Annotated in this window: 15 protein-coding genes; 9 read left to right on the forward strand and 6 right to left on the reverse strand. The window is 72.5% G+C overall.

Annotation, left to right across the window (positions count from 1 at the left end; all coding sequences use genetic code 11):
• On the forward strand, window positions 1-1,475 hold a 1,475-nt coding region (locus ABZY57_RS29405), incomplete at its 5' end, for a primosome assembly protein PriA (RefSeq protein ID WP_356517043.1).
• A gap of 193 nt (window positions 1,476-1,668) precedes the next feature.
• Here the strand turns inward: ABZY57_RS29405 and ABZY57_RS29410 are convergent.
• Window positions 1,669-2,184, reverse strand: a complete 516-nt coding sequence (locus ABZY57_RS29410; RefSeq protein WP_356517045.1) for a hypothetical protein — start codon at window positions 2,182-2,184, stop codon at window positions 1,669-1,671.
• A gap of 261 nt (window positions 2,185-2,445) precedes the next feature.
• On the opposite strand from ABZY57_RS29410, the gene fmt reads away from it, so the two are divergent.
• The gene (gene fmt, locus ABZY57_RS29415; protein ID WP_356517047.1) at window positions 2,446-3,423 is read left to right on the forward strand and encodes a methionyl-tRNA formyltransferase; all 978 of its coding nucleotides are present in this window, start codon (window positions 2,446-2,448) and stop codon (window positions 3,421-3,423) included.
• A 64-nt stretch (window positions 3,424-3,487) separates the two neighbouring features.
• Complete coding sequence (locus ABZY57_RS29420) at window positions 3,488-4,936, forward strand: transcription antitermination factor NusB (RefSeq protein WP_356517049.1); 1,449 nt, start codon at window positions 3,488-3,490, stop codon at window positions 4,934-4,936.
• Between the two features lie 93 nt (window positions 4,937-5,029).
• Here the strand turns inward: ABZY57_RS29420 and ABZY57_RS29425 are convergent, their stop codons facing one another.
• Complete coding sequence (locus tag ABZY57_RS29425) at window positions 5,030-5,425, reverse strand: RidA family protein (RefSeq protein ID WP_356517067.1); 396 nt, start codon at window positions 5,423-5,425, stop codon at window positions 5,030-5,032.
• Between the two features lie 117 nt (window positions 5,426-5,542).
• Between ABZY57_RS29425 and ABZY57_RS29430 the strand changes: the two genes are divergently transcribed.
• A complete protein-coding gene (locus ABZY57_RS29430) occupies window positions 5,543-6,517 on the forward strand; it encodes a WYL domain-containing protein (protein ID WP_356517051.1) in 975 nt (324 codons plus the stop codon).
• A gap of 370 nt (window positions 6,518-6,887) precedes the next feature.
• Here the strand turns inward: ABZY57_RS29430 and ABZY57_RS29435 are convergent, their stop codons facing one another.
• Genes ABZY57_RS29435 through ABZY57_RS29450 form a run of 4 tightly spaced genes read right to left on the reverse strand, consistent with a single transcriptional unit; the run spans window position 6,888 to window position 9,438 of the window.
• Window positions 6,888-8,162 carry an MFS transporter gene (locus tag ABZY57_RS29435; RefSeq protein WP_356517053.1) on the reverse strand — a complete coding sequence of 425 codons (1,275 nt, stop codon included), beginning with the start codon at window positions 8,160-8,162 and terminating at the stop codon, window positions 6,888-6,890.
• Window positions 8,159-8,698 (reverse strand): winged helix-turn-helix domain-containing protein, encoded by a 540-nt coding sequence (locus ABZY57_RS29440; RefSeq protein ID WP_356517055.1) that lies wholly within the window; start codon window positions 8,696-8,698, stop codon window positions 8,159-8,161. Before ABZY57_RS29440 ends, ABZY57_RS29435 begins: the two co-directional genes overlap by 4 nt.
• Window positions 8,699-8,743: 45 nt before the next feature.
• On the reverse strand, window positions 8,744-8,878 hold the full coding sequence (locus ABZY57_RS29445; RefSeq protein WP_356517057.1) for a hypothetical protein: 135 nt from the start codon (window positions 8,876-8,878) through the stop codon (window positions 8,744-8,746).
• 14 nt (window positions 8,879-8,892) lie between these two features.
• Window positions 8,893-9,438 carry a VOC family protein gene (locus tag ABZY57_RS29450; RefSeq protein ID WP_356517059.1) on the reverse strand — a complete coding sequence of 182 codons (546 nt, stop codon included), beginning with the start codon at window positions 9,436-9,438 and terminating at the stop codon, window positions 8,893-8,895.
• Window positions 9,439-9,715: 277 nt separating this feature from the next.
• Here ABZY57_RS29450 and rpe point away from each other — a divergent pair, with 277 nt between their 5' ends.
• From rpe to ABZY57_RS29475, 5 genes are all read left to right on the forward strand, one after another.
• On the forward strand, window positions 9,716-10,402 hold the full coding sequence (gene rpe / locus ABZY57_RS29455; protein WP_356517061.1) for a ribulose-phosphate 3-epimerase: 687 nt from the start codon (window positions 9,716-9,718) through the stop codon (window positions 10,400-10,402).
• 138 nt (window positions 10,403-10,540) lie between these two features.
• Complete coding sequence (locus ABZY57_RS29460; protein ID WP_243334549.1) at window positions 10,541-11,554, forward strand: sugar-binding domain-containing protein; 1,014 nt, start codon at window positions 10,541-10,543, stop codon at window positions 11,552-11,554.
• Between the two features lie 136 nt (window positions 11,555-11,690).
• Window positions 11,691-11,915: a hypothetical protein gene (locus tag ABZY57_RS29465; protein ID WP_112452447.1), complete on the forward strand. Its 225-nt coding sequence runs from the start codon at window positions 11,691-11,693 to the stop codon at window positions 11,913-11,915.
• A gap of 49 nt (window positions 11,916-11,964) precedes the next feature.
• On the forward strand, window positions 11,965-12,450 hold the full coding sequence (locus ABZY57_RS29470) for a ribonuclease (protein WP_356517063.1): 486 nt from the start codon (window positions 11,965-11,967) through the stop codon (window positions 12,448-12,450).
• A complete protein-coding gene (locus tag ABZY57_RS29475; protein ID WP_356517065.1) occupies window positions 12,447-12,884 on the forward strand; it encodes a barstar family protein in 438 nt (145 codons plus the stop codon). Before ABZY57_RS29470 ends, ABZY57_RS29475 begins: the two co-directional genes overlap by 4 nt.
• The last annotated feature ends 38 nt before the right edge of the window (window positions 12,885-12,922 follow it).

Consider the following 12,922-nt stretch of genomic DNA (forward strand, 5'->3'; position numbering starts at 1 on the left):
CCCTGCCCGGCCCCGGCTGGGCCGACGAGCTGGCCCGCGCCATGGCCGCCACCCTCGCCTCCGGGCGCGGGGCCCTCGCCGTGGTCCCGGACGGACGCACCGCAGCGCGCGTCGACGCGGCGCTCACCGCCCTGCTCGGCGAGGGGCGGCACGCGCTTCTGACCGCCGAGTCCGGGCCGGAGAAGCGCTACCGCCAGTGGCTGGCCGTCAGCCGTGGCTCGGTGCGGGCCGTGGTCGGCACCCGGGCCGCGATGTTCGCTCCTGTACGGGACCTCGGGCTCGTCGCCGTCTGGGACGACGGCGACTCCAGCCACAGCGACGTCCACGCCCCCTTCCCGCACGTGCGGGAGGTACTGGAACTGCGCGCGGTCACCGACGGCTGCGCCTTCCTGGTGGGCAGCACCAGCTGCACGGTGGAGGCCGCGCAGCTCGTCGAGTCCGGCTGGGCCCGCCCGCTGGTCGCCGACCGCGAGACGGTGCGCACGTACGCGCCCCGGATCCGGACCGTCGGCGACGAGCTGCTGGCCAGGGACGGGGCCGCGCGGGCCGCCCGGCTGCCGAGCCTCGCGTGGGAGACCGTACGGGAGGGTCTGAAGACCGGGCCCGTGCTCGTACAGGTGCCCCGGCGCGGCTACGTGCCCCGCCTGGCGTGCGAACGGTGCCGGACACCGGCGCGGTGCACGGTCTGCGCGGGGCCGCTGGAGGCGCCCGACGCGCGTGACCTGCACTGCGGGTGGTGCGGTCGGGCCGAGCCGGCCTGGCACTGCGAGGAGTGCGGATCGTTCCGGCTCCGGGCCCAGGTGGTGGGCGCACGGCGGACCGCCGAGGAGCTGGGGCGGGCCTTCCCGGCCGTCCCCGTACGGACCTCCGGGCGCGACCACATCCTGGACGAGGTGTCGGACCGGCCCGCTCTCGTGGTGTCGACGCCCGGCGCCGAGCCGGTGGCGGCGGGCGCCGGGTACGCGGCGGCGCTGCTGCTGGACGGCTGGGCCATGCTGAGCCGGCCCGACCTGCGGGCGGGCGAGGACGCGCTGCGGCGGTGGATCGCGGCGGCCTCGATGGTACGGGGGGACGGTCAGGTGGTGGTCGTCGCCGAGCCGACGCTGCGGCCGGTCCAGGCGCTGGTGCGGTGGGACCCCGTCGGGCACGCGGTACGGGAGCTCGCGGAGCGGGCGCAGCTCGGGTTCCCGCCGGTTTCCCGGATGGCGGCGGTCGCCGCGGGCAGCGCCGAGGCCGTCGAAGCCTTCCTGGCGGGGGCCGGGCTGCCGCCGGACGCGGAGGTGCTGGGGCCGGTGCCGCTGCCCGGGCTCCGGGGGGAGCCGTCCGCGGGGGAGCGGGCGCTGGTCCGGGTCCCGCCGGGCAGCGGGGCCGCGCTCGCGGCCGCGCTGAAGTCGGCGCAGGTGGCTCGGCTGGCGCGGGGGGTTCCGGCGACGGAGGCGGTCCGGATCCGGATCGATCCGCTGGACATCGGCTGAAGCGTCCTGGGGCTCCGCCCCGTCCTGGGGCTCCGCCGTGGACCCCGGTCCTCGAACGCCGGGCGGCTGACATCGCCCCGCGCATCGAGCGGCGGGGTGCACCGGGCACGGCGGAAGCCCCCGGCGGGGCGGCCCTGGGGGGCGCTCCATCGGGGGCTGGGCCGTCGGGGGTCGGCGTCCCGGCGGCCGCGAGTCAGCCGTTGCGGGGGCCGGGGAAGGCGGCGGAGCGGGACGCGCCCGCCTCCTCGCGCACCGGCTGCGGCGGCACCGAGCGCGCCGCCGGGACGGTGGGCAGGGGCCCCAGGGTCCGGGTCGCCGTGCCCTCGGCCAGCGGCTCCCGCTCGGCGGATTCGGCGCTCTGCGCCCGCCGGGCACCGTAGCGCCGGTGGACGGCCTGCTTGGTGACGCCGAGCGCCGAGCCGACCGCGTCCCACGAGAAGCCGAGCGAGCGGTCGAAGTCCACCGCGGCGGTGACCAGCGTCTCGACGCTGTCCCGCAGTTCCTGCGCGAGGCGGACGGTGGGCGCGGGTGCCCGGCCGTAGACGACGAAACCAGTGGAGGGGCCTGAGCGGCGCGGGCGGTAGACGTTGCCGAGCTGAGCGGTGAGCGTACGCAGAGCATCCACCTGCCGGCGAACCCGCTCGATGTCCCGCACCAGGAGGTGCAGGCTGGCCCGTGCTTGGGCGTCGTGGGTGGCGTGGTCGGCCATGAAGAAGCCTCTCGAACCGGTGCTGAAGAGCGGATAGGGCCGCAGACACCGTTCTGTTTCGCGGCCCGTTTCGGTCAATCTCTCTTGACCAACGCGCTACCCGGTGGGCAGGTCACGCTGTGGGGGCGTGTCGGCATATGCGAGGAGCGCGCGTGTGTGCGTACGCCCCCTCGGGCGGGCGGCCCGACGCAGGTGGGACCGTGGGCGGACAGACCATAGACTGATGTGCTGCTGACAGCCGAGATAGCGAGGTAGACCCCAGTGAAGCTCGTCTTCGCAGGCACCCCCGAGGTCGCCGTGCCCGCCCTGGACGCTCTGATCGCCTCCGGGCGCCACGAGGTCGCCGCCGTCGTCACCCGGCCCGACGCACCGGCCGGCCGGGGCCGTCGCCTCGTCGCCAGCCCCGTCGCCCAGCGCGCCGAGGAAGCCGGCATCGAGGTGCTCAAGCCCGCCCGCCCGCGCGACCCGGACTTCCAGGCCCGGCTGCGCGAGATCGGCCCCGACTGCTGCCCGGTGGTCGCGTACGGCGCGCTGATCCCCAAGGCCGCCCTGGACATCCCCGAGCACGGCTGGGTCAACCTGCACTTCTCGCTGCTGCCCGCGTGGCGCGGCGCGGCCCCCGTGCAGCAGTCGATCATGGCGGGGGACCAGGTCACCGGTGCCTCCACCTTCCGGATCGAGGAGGGGCTGGACACCGGCCCGGTCTTCGGGATCCTCACCGAGGAGATCCGGCCCACCGACACCAGCGGCGACCTGCTGACCCGCCTCGCCTTCGCGGGCTCCGGTCTGCTGGTCGCCACCATGGACGGCATCGAGGACGGCACCCTGCGCGCCGTGGAGCAGCCCGCCGACGGGATCTCGCTCGCCCCGAAGATCACCGTCGAGGACGCCCGGGTCGACTGGTCGGCACCCGCGATGCGCGCCGACCGCCTCGTGCGCGGCTGCACGCCGGCGCCCGGTGCGTGGACGGTCTTCCGGGGGGAGCGGCTCAAGCTGGTCTCGGTCGGGCTGGTCCCGGACCGGACCGACCTGGAGCCCGGCGACCTGAGCGTGGGCAAGAACAACGTCTACGTCGGCACCGGCTCGCACGCCGTGGAGCTGCTCTGGGTGCAGCCGCAGGGCAAGAAGCCGATGAAGGCAGCCGACTGGGCGCGCGGGGTGCGGATCGCTCCTGGTGAGCGTCTGGGTGGCGGGAGTCCGGGTGGCGGGCGCCTGGGTGGCGGGGCCGACGTAGGCTGATTTTCGGCGTTTTTGTTTTTTCGGTTCTTGTCGTTCTTCCCGTAACCCCCGGAGCACCTTTCACGTGAGCGAGCAGCCTCGTAGCAAGCCGGCCAAGACGGCCAAGCCGTACCGCAGGCCCAAGAAGGACCCCGTCCGGATGCTGGCCTTCGAGGTGCTGCGGGCGGTGGACGAGCGTGACGCGTACGCGAACCTCGTCCTGCCGCCGCTGCTGAAGAAGGCCCGCAAGGACGAGACCTTCCAGGCGCGGGACGCGGCACTGGCCACCGAGCTCGTGTACGGGACCCTGCGCCGCCAGGGCACGTACGACGCGGTCATCAAGGCCTGCATCGACCGGCCGCTGCGCGAGGTCGACCCGCCGGTGCTCGACGTGCTCTCGCTCGGCGCGCACCAGCTGCTCGGGACCCGGATCCCCACCCACGCGGCGGTCTCCGCGAGTGTGGAGCTTGCCCGGGTGGTGCTCGGCGACGGGCGGGCGAAGTTCGTCAACGCGGTGCTGCGGAAGATCTCCGCACACGACCTCGAAGGCTGGCTGGAGAAGGTCGCCCCGCCGTACGAGGACGACGCCGAGGAGCACCTCGCGGTCTTCCACTCGCACCCGAGGTGGGTCGTCAGCGCCCTGTGGGACTCGCTGGGCGGCGGCCGCGCCGGGATCGAGGACCTGCTGGAGGCCGACAACGAGCGGCCCGAGGTCACCCTGGTGGCCCGGCCCGGACGGTCCACGGCGGAGGAGCTGCTGGAGGCGGTGGGCGAGGACTCGGCGCTGCCCGGGCGCTGGTCCCCGTACGCGGTCAGGATGGCCGAGGGCGGCGAACCCGGCGCACTGGAGGCGGTGCGCGACGGCCGCGCCGGTGTCCAGGACGAAGGCAGCCAGCTCGTGGCCATGGCCCTGGCGGCCGTCCCGGTCGAGGGCCGCGACGAGCGCTGGCTGGACGGCTGCGCCGGCCCGGGCGGCAAGGCGGCGCTGCTCGCGGCGCTCGCCGCCCAGCGCGGTGCGTTCCTGCTGGCCTCCGAGAAGCAGCCCCACCGGGCCCGGCTGGTCGAGCGGGCGCTCGCCGGCAACCCCGGCCCGTACCAGGTCATCACGGCCGACGGGACCCGTCCGCCGTGGCTCCCCGGCTCCTTCGACCGCGTCCTGATGGACGTGCCCTGCTCGGGCCTCGGCGCGCTGCGCCGCCGCCCGGAGGCGCGCTGGCGGCGCCGGCCGGAGGACCTGGAGAGCTTCGCGCCGCTCCAGCGCGGGCTGCTGCGCGAGGCGCTGTCGGCCGTCCGGGTGGGCGGCGTCGTGGGCTACGCGACGTGCTCGCCGCACCTGGCGGAGACCCGGGTGGTCGTGGAGGACGTACTGAAGGGACGCGGCGCGGGCGCGGCCCCGATCTCGGCGGAACTGATCGACGCCCGCCCGTACATGCAGGAGGTCCCGGCACTGGGCGACGGCCCGGACGTACAGCTGTGGCCGCACTTGCACGGGACGGACGCGATGTATCTGGCGCTGATCCGGAGGACCGGGTAGGTCTGCGGGTGCGGGTGCGGGTGCGGGTGTGTGTGGGTGGGGGCGGTGGGAGGCGCTGAGGTCGGTGACCTCAGCGGCCTCACCGAGGTCGCCCTAGGCGACGGCGGTTCCCTCCAGTTCGACGAGTTGGCCGGGGATCGCCAGCCGTGTCACGCCGAGCATCGTGGTCGTCGGCGCCACCCGGGCGGCGCCCAGCCGCGCCGCCAGCTCGCCGTAGTGCTGGAAGAGCAGGTCGACGTCGGTCGTGTAGACGTTGAGGCGGACTAGATTCGCCAGGGTCATGCCGGCCTCGGCGAGCACGGCCTCCACGTTGTCGATGCTCAGCGCCAGCTGCGCCGCCATGTCACCGTCGTGCTCGGGCTTGCCCTCGGCGTTCATCGCCGTCTGCCCCGAGAGGTACAGGGTCCGGGTCTGTCCGGAGACCACCTCGCCCTGGTTGAAACCCATCTCGACCGACCATGTCACCGGGTTGACCGCGGTTCGTTGCATCGCCATTGCCATGTCAGCTCTCCCCTCGTCGGCGGCTGGGTGGCCGCCGTTGTCCTGTCGACGAGCCTCGCAACCCATCACGACACCCTGTGTCGTGTATTCGGATAAAGTTTTTGCATGCGCGCAGACCGGTTGGTCTCGCTGGTGCTGCTGTTGCGTCAGCGCGGTCGGCTGACTGCGGACACGCTGGCCCGCGAGCTCGAGGTATCCACCCGTACGGTGCTGCGCGACATCGAGGCGCTGTCGGCTGCCGGGGTCCCGGTCTACGCGGAACGCGGCCGGCACGGTGGTTTCGCGTTGTCTCCCGGTTTCCGGACCGAGCTCACCGGCCTGAACAACGAAGAGACCCTTGCCCTGCTGGCCGCCGGATCGGGGCGCGGCGAGCAGGTGTTCGGTCTGGGCCCGGCGCTCGCTTCGGCGATGCGCAAGGTGGTCGACGCGCTGCCCGAAAGCCACCGGGCCACGGCGAACGACGCGGCCCAGCGATTTCTCGTGGACCCCGAGGGCGATCTGCTCTCGCGCCGGCTGGTCGCCGAGGAGGTGCCCGGAACCACGATGATCGAGGTCCGGCGCGCGGTCCTCGCCGGACACAAGCTGCGGATCCACTACGCGGCCACGGGCGAGACGCCGCAGTGGCGCACGGTGGATCCGATCGGGTTGGTCACCGTACGGGACCGTGGCTACTTGCTGGCCACGAGGGCGGGCGAGGACCGCACTTACCGGTTGTCGCGCGTGCTGGCCGCCGAGGAACTACCCGAAGCGGCAGAGCGGCCGAACCGGGTCGATCTGGACCGGATCTGGCGGGAACGCTCCGCGCAGTTCCTCTCCGGCGGAGACCACATCGCCGTGCTGGTCCGGGTGAACCCGGCGCGGCGGGAAGACCTGCTGAACACGGCACTGGCGGTCCGTGCCGAAGAACCCGACGCGGACGCGGACGGCTGGCTGCGCCTGGAGGTGACCTTCCAGGATTCACGACATGCCCAATGGGCCCTGTGGCAACTCGGCACGGACGGGGAAGCGCTGGCGCCGCAGTCGCTGCGGACGTTGCTGCACGAGCGGGCGGTGGCGGTCGCTGCGCGGTACGGGGGGTAGGGGAGGGGCTCGTGGGGGTGGTGGGGTGGGGAGCTTGGGCTGCGGGTGGGTCCTTGGCTGCGTGGGGTTTCGGGGGGATCCCGGGGAACGGCCGGGGGAAGTGTGGGGAGGAGCGGGCCCGTCTGAGATGCCCGGGCCTTCTCCGGTCGGTGGGCATCCGTACCCGGCCCCGGCAGGACCGGGGGCTCGGTCGGTACGGACGCGGGGGGCGGGCAGGGCATCCAGGGCCGGGTGTCTGGGCACCCTTCCCGTGACCGTCGACCGCCACCATGAGTGAGAGGGGGACGGGAAGCACCTCAGGGTCGGGGGGCGCGACCGATCGCTGCACGGTCCCGCTCGGCTCGGCGGCTGACTACCGGCTGTGGCTGGACTAGAGGGGCGAGTCCGCGGGTTCAGGGTGACTTGGGTGGTTGGCAGGGGCGGCGGCGCGTAGGGCTTCTTCGATCCGACGGTTGCTGGTCATGGTTGCGGTGACGGCGGTCATGGTGAGCAGGAGGCCGGCGGCGGCGTAGAGGGGGGTGCGTACGTCGTGCGTGGTGGCCAGCCAGCCGCCGAGGAAGGCGCCGAACGGGGCGGCGCACATGGCGAGCATGCGGGAGGTGGAGGCGACCCGGCCCATCAGGTGGGCGGGGACGATCGCCTGTCGGAGGGAGGGGGCGAGCACCATCGTGGCGCCCATGCCCGCTCCGCAGACGGCGAGTGCGAGGCCGGCGACGTACGGGTTCGGGGCGGCGGCAAGGCCCAGGATCGCGAGTCCCTCGACTGCGGCCGTGCCGGTCAGCGCGGTGCCGGTGCCGAGTCGTCGGCCGAGGGAGGAGGCGATCGCCGCGCCGAGCAGGCCGCCGGTGGCCTCCGCCGTGAGGAGCAGGCCGAAGCCGAAGGTGTCGATGCCGAGACGGTCGTGCGCGAAGAGGGCAAGGACGGTCTCCACGGCGAGGAAGGCGATGTTGCCGACCGCCGGGCGGAGGGCGAGCCCGAGCAGCAACCGATCCCGGAAGACGTGCGCGGCCCCGGCCCGCGCCTGGCGGAGCAGCGACTCACGGGCCTGCGGTACGGGGCGGGGCGCGGCGGGCAGTGACCGTACGAGCAGGGCGGAGAGCGCGAACGACACCGCGTCGGCGAGCAGCGGGACGGCTCGTCCGAGCGCGAGCAGCGCACTGCCCGCGGGCGGCCCCGCGAAGCCGGACATGGCGGTCTGGGCGCCGCGCAGGCGGGAGTTGGCGCGCTCCAGGAGTGCGGGGTCGCGGCCGAGCAGGTCCGGCAGGTAGGCCGTGGCGGCGGTGTCGAAGAAGAGTCCACCGAGGCCGAGCAGGAAGGCGACGGCCGCCAGGAGCGGAATGCTCAGCATGTCGAGCGCGGCGGCCGCCGCCGGTATCGCGAGCAGTACCGCGCGTGCCGCGTCGGCCACCCACATGGTGCGCCGGCGGTCCCAGCGGTCGACCAGCGCGCCGCCCAGCACTCCGAAGAGCAGCCACGGCAGCGTCCCGGCGGCCGTGACGACGGCGAGGGCCATCGGATCCCGCGTCAACGTCAGCGCGAGCAGCGGCAGCGCGGCATGCATGACCCCGTCACCGAGCGAGGACACCGTCTGGGCGGTCCACAGCCGTCCGAACCCGGTGGGCAGCTTCTGAAGGTCCGACGTCACTTGGCGTCCCCCTCTGCCTGCTGGCGCGGTGCCGGGTGGAACAGTGCGAAGACGAGCGACGCGTCCGGCAGCTTCGGATCGGACAGCTCCCGGTACTCGTCCGCCAGGGCCTGCAGCCGCGCCCCCAGCTCCGCGAACTGCTCCTCGGTGAGCCGCAGATGCGCCATCCGTACGTGCCGCTCGCTCTGCGCGGGCGCGGCCTCCAGGTCGGCGACCGCATGCCGCATCAGCACATCCGGACCTCCCTCGCCCGGATCCGGCAGCACGATCGAGCGTGCGGCCATGGCGTAGTACCGCTCGGTGACCCCCCGCACCTTCCGCGTCCGCACCACCTTCACCAGGCCGGCCCGCTCGAGCAGCCGTACGTGGTAGCTGGAACTCCCCTTCGCCAGGCCCACCCGCTCGGCGATCTGCGTGATCGTCGCGGGCTCGAAGCGGAGCATGGCCATGATCCGGTGGCGCGTCAGGTTGGAGACCGCGCGCAGTTGGTCGTCAGTGGTGACGTGGAGGGTCTCGGGAAGCTCATCGGCAGGCATGGCTCAATGGTCAACAGTTCTTGACCATTGCGCAAGGGGTTTCCGTCAGTTGTCGCGAAGGTCTTCCGCGCGGAGGAGGTCGTCGGCGAGGGCGGCGCGGTCGGCGGCCGAGAGGGGGATCTGGTCGGCCTCGGACAGCAGTCGGGCGGCCAGGGACGTGTCGTCCAGGTGGATGGCCATGGCGGCACGGAGGATCAGGGCCTTGACGCGCGACGGGGAGGGACCTCGGTGGAAAGGAGGCGGTCGAGGATCTTGGCGGCGGCTGCGTAGTCCTCTTTGGAATCGCCGAGGAGCGAGGCCATGTGGAGTGCCTTGGCCACCGGTTCCTTCGGAACCGGGGAGTGGTGGAGGTCTTCGCTGATCGGTTGGCCGATGCGAATGCTGTTGCCGGCCGGGTCGGCCATGATGAACTGCCGCACCCCGTAGGTGGTGTCCTTCAGTGGACCGATCCGGGGAAGGCCACGGGTCGGGATCCTGCCGAGTTCTTGCTTCAGCCCCTTCCGGAACTTCGCGTACAAGCCGTCGACGTCATCGGTCGTGATGTAGCACGCCCCGTACGACGCGGCCGGCTCGAAGCCTTTCAGTGCCGCGAACTGCAACTCGACGGCACCGTGCTGCACGACGGCATAGGCGTACGGACGTTCTTGATAGAACGTGACCTCGAAACCGATGGCCTTGTAGAAGTCGACCGTCTCAGGGATGGACCTGCAGGGGAGTATCGCAGCCAGTTTCTCGCTCATCCGTCGACCGTAGGACCATCCACCCAACTAGTCAAACTTGATTAGTTCCTCGCGTCCGCGTCCACGTCTCCTCCTCTCCACCTCCCCTCGGCCACGGCCGGTCCGCAGCCGCTGAGCCGAGCGAGAGGGTGTAGTGATCGGTCGCGCCCCCCGAAACCCCACGCAGCCACCGCCCCACCCGCAGCTCGAGCTCCTCCTCGGCCCCCCGATCCCGTCCTTCACCCCCCACTTCCGGGGTAGTGGCCGGAAGGCGTTGGCGGCATGGCACGCTTGGGGCATGGCCGTTCAGATCAATCCCAGCATCTTGTCCGCCGACTTCGCCCGGCTCGCCGAGGAGGCGAAGGCCGTTCAGGGGGCCGACTGGCTGCATGTCGACGTCATGGACAATCACTTCGTCCCGAATCTCACGCTCGGCGTGCCGGTCGTGGAGTCGTTGAGCCGGGCGACGGACATCCCGCTCGATCTGCACCTCATGATCGAGGACCCCGACCGCTGGGCCCCCGAGTACATCGAGGCCGGAGCGGGCTCCGTGACCTTCCACGCCGAGGCCGCCGCTGCGCCCGTACGCCTCGCGCGGGAGATCCGGGCCAAGGGGGCGCGGGCGTCCATGGCGCTGAAGCCCGCGACGCCCATCGAGCAGTACGAGGACATCCTTCCCGAGCTCGACATGCTGCTGATCATGACGGTGGAGCCCGGCTTCGGCGGTCAGCCCTTCCTCGACATCATGCTGCCCAAGATCCGCCGTACCCGGGAGCTGATCTCCAAGCACGGTCTGGAGCTGTGGCTCCAGGTCGACGGAGGCGTCTCCGCGACGACCATCGAGCGGTGCGCGGAGGCCGGCGCGGACGTGTTCGTGGCGGGCAGTGCGGTCTACGGAGCGGTCGATCCGGCGGCAGCCGTGCGCACGCTGCGTGACCAGGCGGGTGCGGCCATCGCTGCCGCGCCCTGGGCTTGCAACCACTGAACCAAGGCTTGGTGAACAGCTCGGTGAACGGGAGCCGTCCAGGCTGATCAACGGCCGTCGGATCTGACAGGATGAACGGCGAGTCGAGAGTGTGAACACGAGAGTGTGAACAGCAGTGAGGAGAACGCGGTGTCTGCAATGTCGGCGGGACGGTCAGCCCTGCGGATGGGACCCGCGGAGCTGGTGCAGGCGGCGGCCATGGCGCGCCGTTTCTACCTGGAGGGGAAGTCCAAGATCCAGATCGCCGAGGAGTTCGGCGTGAGCCGCTTCAAGGTGGCCCGGGTCCTGGAGACCGCTCTGGAGCGCGACCTCGTACGCATCGAGATCCGCGTACCGGCCGAGCTGGACGCGGAGCGGTCCGACGCGCTGCGCGCCCGGTACGGGCTGCGGCACGCCGTGGTCGTCGAGTCCCCCGCCGATGCCACCGAGGACGCGCCGGACCCGGAGAACCTGGGTGCCGTAGCCGCCGATCTGCTGGGTGAGCTCGTCAATGAAGGGGACGTACTCGGCCTCGCGTGGGGGCGCTCCACCATCCACATGGCCGCCTCCCTGCACCGGCTGCCTCCGTGCACCGTCGTCCAGCTGACGGGCGTGTACGACGCCGGGACGGCCGAGCGCGGGTCCGTGGAGGCCGTGCGCAGGGCCGCGCAGGTGTCGGGCGGCGACGCCCACCCGATCTACGCGCCGATGCTGCTGCCCGATCCGGCCACCGCGGCCGCACTGCGGAACCAGACGGGGATCGCGCGCGCCTTCGAGTACTTCGACAAGGTGACGGTCGCCGCGGTGTCCATCGGGTCCTGGGAGCCGGGCATCTCGACCGTCCACGACATGCTGAGCGACGAGGAGCGGGCGCACTACGCCTCGCTGGGCGTCGCCGCCGAGATGTCCGCCCATCTCTTCGACGCCGAGGGGCGCAGGGTCGGGCGGGACCTCGGCGAGCGGTGCATCACCGTGGAGGCGGACCGGCTGCGCCGGATCCCCGAGGTCGTGGCCATCGCCGGCGGGCTGCGCAAGGCGTCCGCGATCGGGGCCGTGCTGCGCTCGGGACTCGTGACCAGCCTGGTGACCGACACCGCCGTCGCGGACTACCTGCTGACCGAATCGGAGCCGGGTCTGAGGCCGGCGCTGGAGCGGGCCGACCCCGACGAGTGATTGTTCGGATTGGTCCGATTGTCCGGGCGAATGCCGGTCAAACGCGGGCGCGTGATGTTCGCCGATGCGGATGGTGCCGTAATTGAGATCCGAACGGCGGACCGCTGGGCGGCCTGCTGGGCGCATACTGGGTGCAATGACAAAGTCCGCAGTACCTCGCCGCCACCTGCCGTCCAGCCCGTTCAAGGCCCCCGTGGAAGCGCCGCTCCGGCACTTCAGCGTCGGCGACCGGGTTACTCACGATGAGCACGGCCTCGGCCGTGTCGTCGCCGTTGAGGAGGGGATCGCTGTCCTCGTTGAATTCGGGCCTGAGGTCCGCAAGCGCATCCTGAGCCCGTACACCAAGATGGCCGCCCTCTGAAGCCACCGCGCGATTCGCGGGCGAATCGGATATTTGGCACGATCGGTGCATGATCTTTCGGAACGTGCCCCGATCGTTGCTGCGTGTGCTGGGGGCTGTGTTCCTCTGCGCGGCGCTGGTCGGTGCGGTGGGTTGCAGCGGGAAGAAACCCGCGCCTGCCGCGGCCACCAGTGGGAGCGCGAGCGCCGGCTCCGGCGTTGACGCTGCCCCGAGCGGGGCAGCGAGTTCCGCCGTGCCGACGCCCGGATGGGCGAAGGGCATGGCGACGGTACGGGCTGCGGCGTTGCCGCAGCAGGCCCGGGACGTGCTCGCGCTGATCGACAAGGGCGGGCCGTACCAGTACCGGCAGGACGGGACCGTCTTCGGGAATTTCGAGAAGGTCCTGCCGCAGAAGAAGCGCGGCTACTACCACGAGTTCACCGTGAAGACGCCCGGTGAGCGGGACCGTGGGGCCCGGCGGATCGTGACCGGTGGGGGCGGGGAGTTCTTCTACACGGACGACCACTACGAGACCTTCAAGGCGGTTCTCCGATGACCTTGGACCCCCGGCCCCTGGCCCCCGCGCTCGAAGCGGCCGAGGCCGCCGGCTGGGCGACCGTACGGCTCGATCTGGACGGCGTGCGGAGCAAGGCGGAGCTGATGCGGCGGTGTGGGGGCGCGCTGCGGCTGCCGCCGTGGGTCGGGGCGAACTGGGATGCGCTGTCGGACGCGCTGAGGGATCTGTCGTGGTTGCCGGCTGCGCCGGGGCGGCTGCTTGTCGTGACCGCGTGGCGTGGGTACGCGGAGGCCCGGCCTGCGGACTGGGAGACGCTGCGCGAGATCCTGGAGGAGGCCGTCGATTTCTGGCGGGCCGAGTCCGAGGGCGAGGGTGCGGGGTCCGGGTTGACGGTGCTGCTCGCCGAGTCCGGCCCGGGGCCGGCTGCCGGGGCTCCGCCCCGGACCCCGCGCCTCAAGCGCCGGCGGGGCTGAATGTGCCCCGGCGGGGCCGGGTTGAGCCCGCGGGCCGG

It is taken from the genome of Streptomyces sp. NPDC006450 (assembly GCF_040612195.1).
GTDB lineage: Bacteria > Actinomycetota > Actinomycetes > Streptomycetales > Streptomycetaceae > Streptomyces.